Origin of the sequence: Streptomyces sp. NPDC058051 (assembly GCF_042885475.1) — a bacterium.
Taxonomy (GTDB): domain Bacteria; phylum Actinomycetota; class Actinomycetes; order Streptomycetales; family Streptomycetaceae; genus Streptomyces.
In genome coordinates this window covers 14,032-28,202 of record NZ_JBHVRW010000036.1, presented here as the reverse complement: position 1 = coordinate 28,202, position 14,171 = coordinate 14,032, and the positions used below count along the sequence as shown (strand labels likewise).

Below are 14,171 nucleotides of genomic sequence, written 5' to 3'. Positions count from 1 at the left end.
CATGCGTACTGCGTACAGCGTCGAGACCGTACGGGCCGCCGAGCGGGCTCTGATGGCCCGGCTCCCCGACGGCGCCCTCATGCAGCGTGCCGCGGCCGGGCTCGCCGCGGCCTGCGCCGACGTGCTGCGGCGGCGCGGCCGGGTGTACGGATCCCGGGTCGTCCTGCTCGTCGGCAGCGGCGACAACGGGGGCGACGCGCTGTACGCGGGCGCCCGGCTCGCCCGCCGCGGGGCGGGCGTGCGCGCCGTGCTCACCTCGCCGGGACGCGCCCACGGGCGCGGGCTCGCGGCGCTGCTCGCGGCGGGCGGGCGCGTGGCGGAGGGGGACGCGGTGAACGGGGCCTGGGGCGGGCACATCGACCTCGTCGTCGACGGGATCACCGGCATCGGCGGACGGGGCGGGCTGCGCGCCGACGCCGCCGCGCTGGTGCGGGCCTTCCGGGCGACCGGTGCCGCGATCGTCGCCGTCGACCTGCCGAGCGGGGTCGAGGCCGACACGGGGGAGGTGCTCGGCGACGCGGTGTGCGCCGACGCGACCGTCACCTTCGGCACGCACAAGCCGGGGCTCCTCATCGACCCGGCCGCCGGCCGTGCGGGGGCGGTGCACCTCGTCGACATCGGGCTCGGGCCCGAGCTGCCCGGCGTTCCCGACCTGGAGGCGTTGCAGTACGCGGACGTCGCCGCGCTGCTGCCGGTCCCCGGCAGCGAGAGCGACAAGTACCGGCGCGGTGTCGTCGGCATCGTCGCAGGGTCGGCGCGCTACCCGGGGGCGGCGGTGCTGGCCGTCTCCGGGGCGCTGCGGGGCGGCGCGGGAGCCGTGCGGTACGTCGGACCCGGCGCCGGCGCGGTGATCGCCCGCCATCCGGAGACGCTGGTCCACGCGGGGCCGCCGTCCAGGGCGGGGCGGGTACAGGCCTGGGTCGTCGGCCCCGGCCTCGGTGACGGGACGGAGGCCGCCGAGTCGGTGCGTGACGTGCTGGCCACGGACGTCGCGGTGCTCGTCGACGCGGACGGGCTGCGGCTCCTCGACACCACCGCCGTGCGCGCGCGCACCGCGCCGACCGTCCTCACCCCGCACGCCGGCGAGGCCGCAGCCCTGCTCGGCGTCCCGCGCGAGGAGGTCGAGGCGGGGCGGCTCGCCGCCGTACGGGAACTGGCCGCCCGCTTCCGCGCCACGGTCCTGCTCAAGGGGTCGACGACCCTGGTCGCCACCGACACCGGTGCTCCCGTACGGGTCAATCCGACCGGCACCTCCTGGCTGGCCACGGCCGGCAGCGGCGACGTCCTCTCCGGCCTGACCGGCTCCCTGCTGGCGGCGGGCCTCGCCCCGCGCGACGCCGCGTCCACCGGCGCGTACCTGCACGGCCTGGCCGCCCGCCACGCCGCCGACGGCGCACCCGTCGCCGCGCAGGACGTCGCCGACGCGATTCCGGCGGCGTGGCGGGACGCCCGGGCCTGAGCGATCCTGGGGCGGGGGCGGACGACCCGGGCCGAGGCAGCCGACAGGAGGGCCGAATCGTGGGCGGCAGGAAAGGCGGCGGCGTACGCGTACGCCGGGTGTACGACCCGCAGGAGGAGAGCGACGGCACCCGGGTCCTCATCGACCGGCTCTGGCCGCGCGGCCTGTCCAAGGACCGGGCCGGGATCGACAAATGGCTCAAGGACGTCACCCCGTCGAACGAGCTGCGCGCCTGGTACCACGAGGACCGCACCGGCACCCGCTACGACGACTTCGTCGACCGCTACCGCACCGAGCTGTCCGACCCCGTGCACGAGGCCGCCGTCGGGGAGCTGGTGGACCTGGTCCGCGCGGGCGGGCCGGTGACGCTGGTCACGGCGGTCAAGGACGTACCGCACAGCCATGTCCCGGTCCTCGTCGACCACCTGGAACACGAGCTGCGCCCGCACTGACGGCCTGTCGGGTGATCTCTGATCGGGCGGCCACGCCCGATCAGAGATCACCCGACAGGATCTGAGGCAGCTCCGCCCGGCACGGTGTCCTGCCCCTGCGCCGGACGCTCTTCGACCCGCCGCGCGAAGGTCCCGCCGCACGTCTCTGAGAGACTGGGCGCGATGAACGAGACAGCGTCCCTGAGAGCCCGTGCCGAGATCGACCTCGCCGCTTTGCGCGCCAACGTGCGCGTGCTGCGCGCGCGGGCGGCCGGCGCGCAACTCATGGCCGTGGTGAAATCCGACGCCTACGGGCACGGGGCGGTGCCCTGCGCCCGGGCCGCGCTGGAGGCCGGGGCGACCTGGCTGGGCACCGCGACGCCGCAGGAGGCCCTCGCGCTGCGGGCGGCCGGACTCGGCGGCCGGATCATGTGCTGGCTGTGGACACCGGGCGGACCCTGGCGTGAGGCGATCGAGGCCGACATCGATGTGTCGGTGAGCGGGATGTGGGCCCTGCGCGAGGTCGTCGCCGCGGCCACCGAGGCAGGCGTCGCGGCCCGCGTCCAGCTCAAGGCCGACACCGGCCTCGGGCGCAACGGCTGCCAGCCCGCCGACTGGCCCGAGCTGGTCGCCGCAGCCCGCGCCGCCGAGGACGCGGGCACCGTCAGGATCACCGGCCTCTGGTCCCACTTCGCCTGCGCCGACGAGCCCGGCCACCCCTCCGTCGCCGCCCAGCTGAACGTGTTCCGGGACATGGTCGCGTACGCGGAGAAGGAGGGCGTCGAACCCGAGGTGCGCCACATCGCGAACTCCCCGGCGCTGCTGACGGTCCCCGAGTCGCACTTCGACCTCGTACGGACCGGGATCGCGATGTACGGCATCTCGCCCAGCCCCGAGCTGGGTACCCCGGCCGACTTCGGACTGCGCCCTGTCATGACGCTCGTCGCGTCGGTCGCCCTCGTCAAGCGGGTGCCGGCCGGTCACGGGGTCAGTTACGGGCACCACTACACGACTTCTGCCGAGACCACGCTGGGCCTGGTACCGGTCGGCTACGCGGACGGCATCCCGCGCCATGCCTCCGGCCGCGCTCCCGTCCTGGTCGGCGGTGCGTGGCGGCGGATCGCGGGCCGTGTGGCGATGGACCAGTTCGTCGTCGACCTCGACGGGGACGAGGTCGAGGTGGGCAGCGAGGCGGTGCTCTTCGGCCCCGGGGACCGGGGCGAGCCGACCGCCGAGGACTGGGCGCAGGCCGCCGACACGATCGCGTACGAGATCGTCACCCGGATCGGCACCCGGGTACCGCGCGTCCATCTGCGGGGCACCCCGGCCGAGTCCTGACCGATCAAGCGTTCCTGACCGGGCACGATCTGAGCATGACCGGAACAGACCAGCCCTGACCTGACGGACACGACGGAGGAGGTGCGCGGCACGGTGAGCGAGATCAGCGCGGGGGACGCGGTCACGGACGCCGCCACGGCGGTCGGCTGGCGCCGGGCGGGATTCGCCGGAGCCGCCATAGGCGTGATCGCGGCAGGAGCCGCCGCCGGTGTCGCGGTCGAGCGGCTGACCGTGGGCCGGGGCATGCGCAGGAGGGCCAGACTGGCGCTGGACGCCTCGGGGCCGTACGGCTCGCTGCGCGGACTGCCCGGCCGGGCCGCGGCCGACGACGGAACCGAGCTGTACTACGAGATCGACGAGGTCGAACCGGACGGCGCGGCGGTGACCGCCGCGGGTGGCGGGAGCCCCGCCGCCTCCGGCACCGGTACCCGTCGGCGGCGGCTCTTCGGCCGCAAGGCGCCCGCCCCCGTCACCGTCGTCTTCAGCCACGGCTACTGCCTCAACCAGGACTCCTGGCACTTCCAGCGGGCGGCGCTGCGCGGCCTGGTCCGCACAGTCCACTGGGACCAGCGCAGTCACGGCCGCTCCGAGCGGGGCCGGGCCCAGGCGGACGGGGTGACGGTCGGCATCGACCAGCTCGGCCGTGATCTGAAGGCCGTCATCGACGCGTCCGCCCCGGAAGGGCGCCTGGTCCTGGTCGGACACTCGATGGGCGGTATGACGATCATGGCGCTCGCCGAGCAGTACCCCCAGCTCGTCCGGGACCGGGTCGCCGCCGTGGCCTTCGTCGGCACATCGAGCGGGAAGCTCGCCGAGGTCAGTTTCGGGCTGCCGATCGCGGGCGTGAACGCGGTGCGGCGGGTGCTGCCCGGGGTGCTCAGGGCGCTCGGTTCCCAGGCCGAGCTGGTGGAACGCGGCCGCCGGGCGACCGCCGATCTCTTCGCCGGGCTGATCAAGCGCTACTCGTTCGGTTCGCGGGACGTGGACCCGGCGGTCGAGAGGTTCGCCGAGCGGCTCATCGAATCCACCCCGATCGACGTGGTCGCCGAGTTCTACCCGGCCTTCACCGAGCACGACAAGAGCCACGTCGTGCCCGCCTTCCGCGACGTCCCGGTGCTGATCCTGGCGGGCGACAAGGACCTGATCACCCCCAGTTCGCACAGCGAGGCCATGGCGGACCAGCTCCCGGAGGCGGAGCTGGTCATCGTCCCGGACGCCGGGCACCTGGTGATGCTGGAACACCCGGAGACGGTGACGGACCGGCTGGCGGACCTGCTGGTCCGCATCGGAGCGGTGCCGCCGGCGGCTAACGTTGACGAGCATGGAAGCACCGCACAACAGCCTGACGGCTGAAGCAGGCGAGGGCGCCGAGCCGGACACCGTCACCGTGAGCCTGGCCGTCGAATCCCCCGAACAGATGCAGGCCCTCGGCCGCCGGATCGCCGGGGTGCTGCGCCCCGGCGACCTCGTGATGCTCACCGGTGAGCTGGGCGCCGGGAAGACGACGCTGACCCGGGGGCTCGGCGAGGGCCTCGGGGTGCGCGGCGCCGTCACCTCTCCCACCTTCGTGATCGCCCGTGTCCACCCGTCGCTGACCGGTGGCCCCGCGCTGGTCCATGTCGACGCGTACCGCCTGGGCGGCGGGCTCGACGAGATGGAGGACCTGGACCTCGACGTGTCGCTGCCCGAGTCCGTGGTGGTCGTGGAGTGGGGCGAGGGCAAGGTCGAGGAACTGTCGGAGGACCGGCTGCGGGTGCTGATCCACCGCGCGGTCGGCGACACGGACGACGAACGGCGCGCGGTGACGCTGGTCGGCGTCGGGCCCCGCTGGGCGGGTCTGCGCGGGGACATGGCCACCGAACCGCCGGAACCGGCGGCCCGATAAGGGGGCGTTGCGCGCTTGCGACCCGTCAGCCCGCTCGTCGTCGCGGGCGACGGGCGACAAGCTACGGGCGGCGATCGGCGGGCGACAAGCTACGGGCGGCGGGCGGGTCCTCCTGCTGGACGGTCCCTCGCTCACCGCGCTGCCGGTCTGCTGAGCGCACGTTCACGTGCGGATTCGACCGTCCCGGAGCTCTTTCCGACAAGCCGTCGGTAAATTGTTGCGCGCGGAGCGGTGGTCGTGTTCCCATGGACGGGAGACCTGGTTAGGTGTACCTAACCATGACCTCCATCGGAGCTCCAGGAGGTATCCGTGCCGACGCCCGAGCGTGACCCGCAGCAGCAGTCGCCGTCCGCCCTGTCGATGAAGGATCTGCTGGCCTCGTGCGCCGCCGCCGCGGCGGTGTCCACACCGCCGGCCAAGCCCGGCGAGGAAGAGGCGGACGGGCTGCCGCCCCACGAGCTGCCGTCCCAGTGCGACGCGGCACAGTCCGCGGCCTAGGCGGCCGGCCCCGCGCTCCAGCCCGTGCGCGGTGTCCCGTTACGGGACGACGACCACCTTCGTGCGCACCGTCGCGAACTCCCACATCGCGTCCCCGTCGGGCCGGGACGCGCGCACGCCCCCCGTCTTCAGGGACGGGTCCGGACTCTCCATCGAGCCGTCCACCGCCGCGCTGAATCCCACGGGCACGCCGTCCACCATCGCGAACCGCACCACGTGCTCGATCGTCACGCCGTCCGAGCCCCTGGAGGCCGGCCCCGAGCGCGAACCCACCTGGTACGTCCCGGCCTCCGGGTTCAGCGCGCTCGGCATCACCGCGAAGGTCCGGGTCACCTTCCCGTCCGCGTCGACGAGCCAGACCCGGCGGTCCTCCAGGGCGTACACCACGCGCTTGCCGACACCGGAACCGGCGGGCAGCGCCGCCGGGGTCTTCTTGCCCTTCGGCTTCTCGTGGCCGGCGGCAGGTGTGCTCGCGGAGACCTGCGGCTGCGGGGCGGCGACGGAGTCGGGTGCGTTCGCCGATGCCTGGTAGGCCAGGAAGCCGACCGCGGCGAGAGCAACCGCCGTGAGCCCGGCCACGATTCCCGAGCTGCTCCTAGCCACCGTGCGCGCCCCTTTCGCTGCCGTATGTAGTACAAGCGTTTACGTCGTTACGTCGTATCTCGCGCGTGTACACGGTGACGGTAGCAGCCGGAACCCGTCGTCCCGGGACGGCGGACGGGGCGCCGGGCCCCGTCCCGGGAGCCGTAGGCTGTTTGCGTGCTCTTGCTCGCCATGGATACCGCCACCCCCGCCGTCACCGTCGCCCTTCACGACGGGACCTCCGTCGTCGCCGAGTCCGGTCGGATCGACGCCCGGAAGCACGGGGAGCTGCTGCTGCCCGCCGTCGACCGGGTCCTCGCCGAGGCCGGAGCGGAGCTAGCCGCCGTGACGGACGTGGTCGTGGGCGTCGGCCCCGGACCGTACACCGGACTGCGGGTCGGCCTGGTCACGGCCGCGACCTTCGGCTCCGTCCTCTCCGTACCCGTGCACGGCCTGTGCACCCTGGACGGTCTCGCGTACGCCGCGGGGCGGGCCGGCCTGGAGGGCCCGTTCGCCGTGGCGACGGACGCCCGCCGCAAGGAGGTGTACTGGGCGAGGTACGAGGACTTCCGTACCCGCACCGCGGAGCCCGCCGTCGACCGGCCCGCCGACCTCGCCGACCGGCTCGCCGGACTCCCCGTCGTCGGCGCGGGCGCGCTGCTCTACCCGGAGGCGTTCCCGGACGCCCGGGGCCCCGAGCACGTCGGCGCCGGCGCGCTGGCGGCCCTCGCCGCCGAGCGCCTGGCCGCGGGCGCGGAACTGCTGCCGCCGCAGCCGCTCTACCTCCGCAGGCCCGACGCCCAGATCCCGAAGAACTACAAGGTGGTCACCCCGAAGTGACGAGCACGACTGCCGTCCTGCGCGAGATGCGCTGGTGGGACATCGATCCGGTGCTGGAACTCGAACACGAGCTGTTCCCGGACGACGCCTGGTCGGCCGGGATGTTCTGGTCCGAGCTGGCGCACTCCCGCGGCGCGCAGGCCACCCGCCGCTACGTCATCGCCGAGGACCCCGCCACCGGCCGGATCGTCGGCTACGCCGGTCTCGCCGCGGCCGGTGATCTCGCCGACGTGCAGACGATCGGTGTCACCCACGACCACTGGGGCGGCGGTCTCGGTTCCGCGCTCCTCACCGACCTGCTGAAGCACGCCACGGCCTTCGAGTGCGCCGAGGTGCTGCTCGAAGTCCGCGTCGACAACGCCCGGGCGCAGAAGCTGTACGAACGCTTCGGCTTCGCACCGATCGGCTTCCGCCGCGGCTACTACCAGCCGGGCAACATCGACGCACTCGTCATGCGCCTCCCCATGCACGACGGCGCGACCGAGCACCCGCAAGAGCCCGTACAGGAAACAGAGACTGACTGATGGCTGACGAACCGCTCGTACTCGGCATCGAGACCTCCTGCGACGAGACCGGCGTCGGCATCGTCCGCGGTACGACGCTGCTGGCCGACGCCGTCGCGTCCAGCGTGGACACGCACGCCCGCTACGGCGGCGTCGTCCCGGAGATCGCCTCCCGCGCGCACCTGGAGGCGATGGTCCCCACCATCGAGCGCGCCCTGAAGGTGGCCGGGATCAGCGCCCGGGACCTCGACGGCGTCGCCGTCACCGCGGGCCCCGGGCTCGCGGGCGCGCTGCTCGTCGGCGTCTCGGCCGCCAAGGCGTACGCGTACGCGCTGAACAAGCCGCTCTACGGGGTCAACCACCTGGCCTCCCACATCTGCGTCGACCAGCTGGAGCACGGCCCGCTGCCCGAGCCGACGATGGCGCTGCTGGTCAGCGGCGGCCACTCCTCACTGCTTCTCGCACCGGACATCACGCATGACGTACGGCCGCTGGGCGCGACCATCGACGACGCGGCGGGCGAGGCCTTCGACAAGATCGCCCGGGTGCTGGACCTCGGCTTCCCCGGAGGCCCGGTCATCGACCGGCTGGCGAAGGAGGGCGACCCGAAGGCGATCGCCTTCCCGCGCGGTCTGAGCGGCTCGCGCGATCCGGCGTACGACTTCTCCTTCTCCGGACTGAAGACCTCGGTGGCGCGCTGGATCGAGGCCAGGCGGGCGGCCGGCGAGGAGGTGCCGGTACGGGACGTGGCGGCGTCCTTCCAGGAGGCCGTCGTGGACGTGCTCACCCGGAAGGCCGTACGGGCCTGCAAGGACGAGGGAGTCGACCACCTGATGATCGGCGGCGGTGTCGCGGCCAACTCGCGGCTGCGGGCGCTGGCGCAGGAGCGGTGCGAGCGGGCCGGGATCCGGCTGCGGGTGCCGCGGCCGGGGCTCTGCACGGACAACGGGGCCATGGTCGCGGCGCTGGGCGCGGAGATGGTCGCCCGGAACCGGCCCGCCTCGGACCTGGAGCTGTCCGCGGACTCGTCGCTGCCGGTGACCGACCCCCATGTGCCGGGCGCCCACGGACCCGGACACGGACAGGCGCACGACCACGATCACGTGCACGAGATCAGCAAGGACAACCTCTACTCATGAGCGGTACGACCGTCGCGCTGATGTGGGAGGCCCGCGCCGTGGACGGCAGGGGCCGCGAACTCCTGGAGTGGGCGCGCGCCCGGTCGGCCGAGCTGGCCCGGGAGCCGCTGCGCCGCGAGCTGCTGCGCGCCCCGCAGGACCGGGTCCTGGTCATCACCTGGTGGGAGGGGGCGTACGGCGACGAGCTGCCCGAACTTCCCGAGCCGGCGGCGGAGCTGATCACCCGTCCCGTGCACCGCTGGCGCTTCGAGTCCCTGGGGGCCGTGGAGTCCGCAGGCTGAGGTGTGCCCCTCCGGCTGGGGTGAGCCCCTCCGGCTGGGGGCAGCCCCTCCGGCTGGGGTGAGCCCCCTGCCTCGCCGACCGCCCGGCGACCGGCGCGCCGGCCGCTCCGGTGGCCGCCGCGGAACATTCTCAGAAGAATTCCGGTGAAGCTGTCGATCCGGCCGCCTCCCGTTCGACGCAAGGGTGAGAGGCGGGGGAAGGACCCCGTCCGCACGACCGAGGAGTCACCATGCCCCGCTTCCTGTCGCTGATCCGCATCGATGAGCAGAACGCCCCCACCGACAACCCGGGCCCCGAGTTCGAGAAGCGCATGGGCGCCCTGTTCGAGGAGATCACCAAGGCCGGAGTCATGCTGGAGACGGCCGGGCTCACCCCGACCTCCCAGGGCACCAGGGTCACCTGGTCCGGCGGCGAACTGAGCTGCACCGACGGCCCCTTCACCGAGACCAAGGAGGTCGTCGGCGGCTACGCCATCCTCCAGGCCAAGGACAAGGCCGAGGCCCTGGAGTGGACCAAGCGGTTCCTCCAGATCCACCCGGCGCACTGGACCGTCACCTCCGAGGTCCGCCGGATCGACGAGGCCACCGGCCTCTGACCGGCCCCGCTTGCCCCGTTCCGGCACGGCTGATCTGATGAGTGACCGTGACGGCGGCAAGCGCGAGACCGACGGTCGAAGCGGTCTTCAGGATCGAGTCCGCGCGGATCATCGCCGGTGTCACCCGCATCGTCCGGGACGTGGGCATCGCCGAGGAGATCGCGCAGGACGCCCTGGTGGCCGCGCTGGAACAGTGGCCGGAGGCAGGTGTCCCGGACCGGCCGGGCGCCTGGCTCATGGCCACCGCCAGACATCGCGCGATCGACCTCGTACGCCGCAAGGAGACGTACGCGCGCAAGCTGGCCGAGGTGGGGCGGACTCTGGAGGACGTCCCGCCGCCCGAGCCCCCGGAAGCGGACGACATCGACGACGATCTGCTCCGGCTGATCTTCACCGCCTGCCATCCGGTGCTCCCCACCGCGGCCCGGATCGCCCTCACCCTGAGGCTGCTCGGCGGGCTCACCACCGAGGAGATCGCCCGCGCGTACCTGGCCCCGGAACCGACCGTCGCCCAGCGCATCGTCCGCGCGAAACGGACCCTGGGCCGGGCGGGTCTCCCCTTCGAGGTGCCGTCCGGACCCGAGCGCGTCGCCCGCCTCGGTTCCGTGCTCGAAGTCATCTACCTGATCTTCAACGAGGGGTACGCGGCGACCGCGGGCGACGACTGGCTGCGCCCGGCGCTGTGCGAGGACGCGCTGCGTCTGGCCCGGGTGCTCGCGGGCCTGATGGAGGGGGAGTCCGAGGTGCACGGCCTGGTCGCGCTGCTGGAGCTCCAGGCATCGCGTACCCGCGCCAGGACCGGGCCGGGCGGTGCGCCGGTGCTGCTCGCCGACCAGAACCGGGCCCGCTGGGACCACCTGCTGATCCGGCGTGGCGTCGCGGCCCTGGAGCGGGCCGTGGCGGCGGCGACGGAGGAGGGCGGCGGTCTCGGCCCGTACGCCGTGCAGGCCGCGATCGCCGCGTGTCACGCCAGGGCGGTGACGTACGAGGACACGGACTGGGCGACGATCGCCGCCCTCTACGACCGCCTCGCCGTGATCGCGCCCTCCCCGGTCGTCGAGCTGAACCGGGCCGTTGCGGTCTCGTCGGCGCGGGGCCCGGCGGCCGGCCTCGCCCTGGTCGACGCGCTGGCCGACGACCCGGCGCTGAAGGGCTATCACCTGCTGCCCAGCGTCCGCGGCGACCTGCTGGCCCGGATGGGACGTACGGACGAGGCGCGGAAGGAGTTCGTACGGGCGGCCGGCCTGACCCGCAACGCACGGGAACGCGCGATGCTCCTGGACCGCGCGGCCCTTCAGGAGCGCGCCGGCGGATGAGTCCCGGACACACGTCACGTCCACCCCCGGCGACGCTCTCGATGAACCAGTCGGGACACGCGTCCACGGCCTTGTCGCCCTCCGGTCCGCCTTCCGGAACGGCCACGGGCCGTTCCGGCGGGTCAGCGCAGCGCCACTCCCAGTGAGTCGGCGCCCATCGCCTTCGGGGCGCCCTTCCCGTAGAACACGTCCAGGTCGGCGATCGTGAACCCCGCGGCCCTCAGCATCCCGGCGATCGGCCGGGTCAGGCTGCACCCGGCGAAGAGCCGCCGTTCCAGCGGATCGAGGCGGTGCTGCCAGCGGCGCACGTTCTCGTCCCCCTCCGGTGCCAGCCCGTGCTCCAGGAAGTGCAGGGTCGCACCGGGTTTGAGAACCCGGCGCACCTCGCGCAGCGCCGCGTCGGCGTCGGGAATGGTGCACAGCGTCCACGTGGACAGCGCGCCGTCGAAGGTGTCGTCCTCGAACGGCAGATAACGGCCGTCCAGGCAGGCCCGGCGCACCGGGGTGTGCCCCGCGTCGATGCGGTCGTGGGCCAGCTTCCAGCCGAGGTCGGACGGCTCGACCGCGGCCACGTCGGTGACGGCGTCCGGGTAGAACGGAACGTTGTGTCCGGAGCCGAAGCCGATCTCGATGATCTCGCCGTACAGGCCCTCGCAGACCCGGCGCCGCAGCGGTTCGACCGACTTCATTCCGCCGGCGGCATCGGCGATACGGGGCACGATCCGTTCGACGTAGAACCCCATCGCGCACCTCCGTGTCTCGCTTTCCAGCATGGCACTCCGGCGGACCCGATGCACCGCACCGGCCGTCGGGGAAGCGTGCGTCGGTAGGGTCTTCCCCATGTTCCGTCGCGTACAACTGCCGCCGCCCCCACCGCCCGTGGAGATACGGACCTGGCCCGACCGCGAGGCGCTGCTCGCCGACCGGGCCGTGGTGCTCGGCGAGTTGGTGCGGATGCATGTGTCACCGGGGCGGCTGGCGGCGCTGTGGCTGTGGGGGGCGCTCTGCGCGGTCGGCTGGTCGCTGGTCGGCGCGGCGATCGTCACGTTCGAGGAGACCTACGACATCTTCAGCGCGTTGATCGGCGTGATCCTGGCCGGCATGGGCGCCTGCTGCACGATCCCCGCGATCGTCTTCGTCGTCATCGGCCTGCGCCGCGACCGCGAGATCCGCCGGCTGCTCGCCGCCTGGGGCGAGTTGGACCGCGACCCGGCGCGGGACGCGCGGTTGCGGATGCCGGGTGCCGGTCTCACCTGGCTGCTGATGTCCTTCGCGCTGTGCGCACTCGGCCTGTACGCGTGCGTCGCGGTCCCGGCGACGGCGGAGGCGGGCCGTGACACCTACGGGGCGGTCGCCCTGGTCATGGGGCTCGGGATGACCGGCTGGCTCGTCGGACTGATCGGCATCACCAAGGCGTTCGCCCACCGCCGCTGGGTGCTGCGGGTGCTGGTCGGGGCACCCGCTCCGGAGCCGCTGTTCTCGGTCGGGGGCGGTGCGCACCGCTGACCCCGGACTTATCCTGGCCGGACACATGAGTCACGCAGGGGGAGGAGTGCCGCATGGAGTGGTACTGGTGGCTGCTCATCATCTTCTGGACGGGCGGCTTCGGATGGGCCGTCGACAACGTCCGTACCGCGCTGCGCAACCGGCACACCAGGAAACTGGAGCTGCTGGAGGCGACCAAGCAGGAACGGCTGGCCGTCGAGGCGGCCCACAAGCCGCCGGAGCCGGTCTGCGGTTGCACGCACCATCTCGCCAAGCACGACAAGCAGGGCAGGTGCCATGAGCGGGTCGAGGTGCCGACGGCCTGGGACGAGTCCAAGAAGCCGGTCCGCTTCGAGGCGGGGGAGTGCAACTGCCAGCAGTACGTGGGTCCTCAGCCGCTCTCGCAGGTGTACGCCGAGGACCTGACCGACCTGGCTTGACCGACCTGGCCTGACCGACCTGACAGCACGGCTGCCGCCGCCGGTCAGGCGGGGCCGGTCAGCGGGTGGCCGATCAGCATCGTCGGGGCCCCGGCCACCCGCGTCAGGAAGACCGTCGCGGCGTTCGGCCCCTGGAGCTTCATCCGGCGGCGCAGCTCCTCGGGCTCGACGGCCGATCCGCGCTTCTTCACCGTCAGGACGCCGACCTTCCGCTCCCGCAGCAGCGCCTTCAACTTCTTCATGTTGAACGGCAGCCGGTCGGTGATCTCGTAGCCGGTGGTGTACGGGGAGTCGTAGGGCTCGTCGCTCGTGACGTACGCGATGGTCTCGTCGATCAGCCGGCCGCCGCACCGCGCCACGATGTCGGCGACCAGATGGGCGCGGATGACGGCTCCGTCCGGTTCGTACAGATAACGGCCGACCGGGCCGACGGGCGGGGCGGGCAGCGGGGCGCCGGACCACAGGGCGGCACGGGCCGGAAGCACGGTGGCGCGGTACGAACCGGCCGCGAAGCCCTCGCCGAACCAGAGCACCGCCTCTTTCACATCCCCGCCGTCCGAGATCCACTCGGCCTCCGCCTGCGCCGGGATCGCCTCGTGCGGGATGCCGGGGGCGATCTTCAGCGCGGCGCGGGGAGCCTTGAGCGCGGCGCCGGTCGCCCAGGAGAGCGGCGGCGAGTACGCCTCGGGGTCGAAGATCCTGCCTCGGCCGCCGCGCCGGGCGGGATCGACGAACACCGCGTCGTACGGCGAGGTGTCGATCTCCGTGACATCGGCGCACCGTACGTCGATCAGACCGGCCAGGCCGAGGGCGGCGGCATTGGCGCGGGCCACCTCGGCGGTCAGCGGGTCGCGGTCGACCGCGAGGACGGAGATGCCCGCCCGCGCGAGCGCGATCGCGTCGCCGCCGATCCCGCAGCAGAGGTCGGCGACGCTCCGTACCCCGCCCGCCTCGACGAACCGCCGCGCGCGGTGGGTGGCCACCGAGGTGCGGGTCGCCTGCTCGACGCCGTTCGGCGTGAAGAACATCCGGTACGCGTCCTCGGCGCCGAATTTCGCCACCGCCCGCTGCCGCAGCCGCGCCTGCCCCAACGCTGCCGAGACCAGCGGGGCCGGGTGGGTGCGGCGCAGCCGGGTGGCGGTGGCGAGTTCCTGGGCGGGGTCGTACGACCGCAGCCCCTCCAGCAGTTGGGCGCCCTCGGGGGTACGCAGGGCCAGGAAGGCGGCGAGCGGGTCGTGGGCGTCGGACGGGCCGGGGGCGTCGGACCGGTGGCCGGTGCCTGGCCGGTTCTCGGCGTCGGACGGGTCGTGCGGGGCGAAGGCGTTCACCCGCCCCATTGTGAGCCAGCCGGGTTGACCGGTCGGCCCGGCGGCGGTGT

At 73.5% G+C, this 14,171-nt stretch carries 17 protein-coding genes; 14 read left to right on the top strand and 3 right to left on the bottom strand.

All coding sequences use genetic code 11. The features are described from left to right. Position 1 precedes the first annotated feature (1 nt). The 6 genes from ACFVUT_RS34685 to ACFVUT_RS34660 all read left to right on the top strand — a co-directional run bounded on the left by ACFVUT_RS34685 (position 2) and on the right by ACFVUT_RS34660 (position 5,611). Positions 2–1,459 (top strand): NAD(P)H-hydrate dehydratase, encoded by a 1,458-nt coding sequence (locus ACFVUT_RS34685; RefSeq protein ID WP_389655957.1) that lies wholly within the window; start codon positions 2–4, stop codon positions 1,457–1,459. Between the two features lie 59 nt (positions 1,460–1,518). Beyond that, positions 1,519–1,911, top strand: a complete 393-nt coding sequence (locus ACFVUT_RS34680) for a DUF488 domain-containing protein (protein ID WP_389655955.1) — start codon at positions 1,519–1,521, stop codon at positions 1,909–1,911. Between the two features lie 162 nt (positions 1,912–2,073). After that, positions 2,074–3,228, top strand: coding sequence for an alanine racemase (gene alr / locus ACFVUT_RS34675; RefSeq protein WP_389655953.1), 1,155 nt, complete (start codon positions 2,074–2,076; stop codon positions 3,226–3,228). A gap of 93 nt (positions 3,229–3,321) precedes the next feature. Then, on the top strand, positions 3,322–4,581 hold the full coding sequence (locus ACFVUT_RS34670) for an alpha/beta fold hydrolase (RefSeq protein ID WP_389655951.1): 1,260 nt from the start codon (positions 3,322–3,324) through the stop codon (positions 4,579–4,581). Next, positions 4,550–5,113: a tRNA (adenosine(37)-N6)-threonylcarbamoyltransferase complex ATPase subunit type 1 TsaE gene (tsaE, locus tag ACFVUT_RS34665; RefSeq protein WP_389655949.1), complete on the top strand. Its 564-nt coding sequence runs from the start codon at positions 4,550–4,552 to the stop codon at positions 5,111–5,113. Before ACFVUT_RS34670 ends, tsaE begins: the two co-directional genes overlap by 32 nt. A 309-nt stretch (positions 5,114–5,422) precedes the next feature. Continuing rightward, a complete protein-coding gene (locus ACFVUT_RS34660; protein WP_389655947.1) occupies positions 5,423–5,611 on the top strand; it encodes a hypothetical protein in 189 nt (62 codons plus the stop codon). A gap of 39 nt (positions 5,612–5,650) precedes the next feature. On the opposite strand, the gene ACFVUT_RS34655 is transcribed toward ACFVUT_RS34660, so the two are convergent. Beyond that, on the bottom strand, positions 5,651–6,214 hold the full coding sequence (locus ACFVUT_RS34655) for a hypothetical protein (RefSeq protein ID WP_389655945.1): 564 nt from the start codon (positions 6,212–6,214) through the stop codon (positions 5,651–5,653). A 171-nt stretch (positions 6,215–6,385) separates the two neighbouring features. Here ACFVUT_RS34655 and tsaB point away from each other — a divergent pair, with 171 nt between their 5' ends. The 6 genes from tsaB to ACFVUT_RS34625 all read left to right on the top strand — a co-directional run bounded on the left by tsaB (position 6,386) and on the right by ACFVUT_RS34625 (position 10,868). Next, entirely contained in the window at positions 6,386–7,033 is a 648-nt protein-coding gene (gene tsaB, locus ACFVUT_RS34650) for a tRNA (adenosine(37)-N6)-threonylcarbamoyltransferase complex dimerization subunit type 1 TsaB (protein ID WP_389656100.1), read from the top strand. Further along, positions 7,030–7,557 (top strand): ribosomal protein S18-alanine N-acetyltransferase, encoded by a 528-nt coding sequence (gene rimI / locus ACFVUT_RS34645; protein WP_389655943.1) that lies wholly within the window; start codon positions 7,030–7,032, stop codon positions 7,555–7,557. Before tsaB ends, rimI begins: the two co-directional genes overlap by 4 nt. Continuing rightward, positions 7,557–8,675 (top strand): tRNA (adenosine(37)-N6)-threonylcarbamoyltransferase complex transferase subunit TsaD, encoded by a 1,119-nt coding sequence (gene tsaD / locus ACFVUT_RS34640; protein ID WP_389655941.1) that lies wholly within the window; start codon positions 7,557–7,559, stop codon positions 8,673–8,675. The genes rimI and tsaD overlap by 1 nt, the downstream gene beginning before the upstream one ends. Then, positions 8,672–8,956 carry a hypothetical protein gene (locus tag ACFVUT_RS34635; RefSeq protein WP_389655939.1) on the top strand — a complete coding sequence of 95 codons (285 nt, stop codon included), beginning with the start codon at positions 8,672–8,674 and terminating at the stop codon, positions 8,954–8,956. Before tsaD ends, ACFVUT_RS34635 begins: the two co-directional genes overlap by 4 nt. Before the next feature lie 230 nt (positions 8,957–9,186). Then, positions 9,187–9,552: a YciI family protein gene (locus ACFVUT_RS34630; protein ID WP_389655937.1), complete on the top strand. Its 366-nt coding sequence runs from the start codon at positions 9,187–9,189 to the stop codon at positions 9,550–9,552. A 47-nt stretch (positions 9,553–9,599) separates the two neighbouring features. Continuing rightward, entirely contained in the window at positions 9,600–10,868 is a 1,269-nt protein-coding gene (locus tag ACFVUT_RS34625) for an RNA polymerase sigma factor (RefSeq protein WP_389655935.1), read from the top strand. Between the two features lie 122 nt (positions 10,869–10,990). Here the strand turns inward: ACFVUT_RS34625 and ACFVUT_RS34620 are convergent, their stop codons facing one another. Then, positions 10,991–11,611, bottom strand: a complete 621-nt coding sequence (locus ACFVUT_RS34620) for a class I SAM-dependent methyltransferase (protein WP_389655933.1) — start codon at positions 11,609–11,611, stop codon at positions 10,991–10,993. 97 nt (positions 11,612–11,708) lie between these two features. On the opposite strand from ACFVUT_RS34620, the gene ACFVUT_RS34615 reads away from it, so the two are divergent. Further along, entirely contained in the window at positions 11,709–12,374 is a 666-nt protein-coding gene (locus ACFVUT_RS34615) for a hypothetical protein (RefSeq protein WP_389655931.1), read from the top strand. A 53-nt stretch (positions 12,375–12,427) separates the two neighbouring features. Further along, positions 12,428–12,793 (top strand): hypothetical protein, encoded by a 366-nt coding sequence (locus ACFVUT_RS34610; RefSeq protein WP_389655929.1) that lies wholly within the window; start codon positions 12,428–12,430, stop codon positions 12,791–12,793. A 44-nt stretch (positions 12,794–12,837) separates the two neighbouring features. Here ACFVUT_RS34610 and ACFVUT_RS34605 read toward each other — a convergent pair whose 3' ends face one another. After that, positions 12,838–14,130 carry a methyltransferase domain-containing protein gene (locus ACFVUT_RS34605; RefSeq protein WP_389656097.1) on the bottom strand — a complete coding sequence of 431 codons (1,293 nt, stop codon included), beginning with the start codon at positions 14,128–14,130 and terminating at the stop codon, positions 12,838–12,840. Positions 14,131–14,171 lie beyond the last annotated feature (41 nt).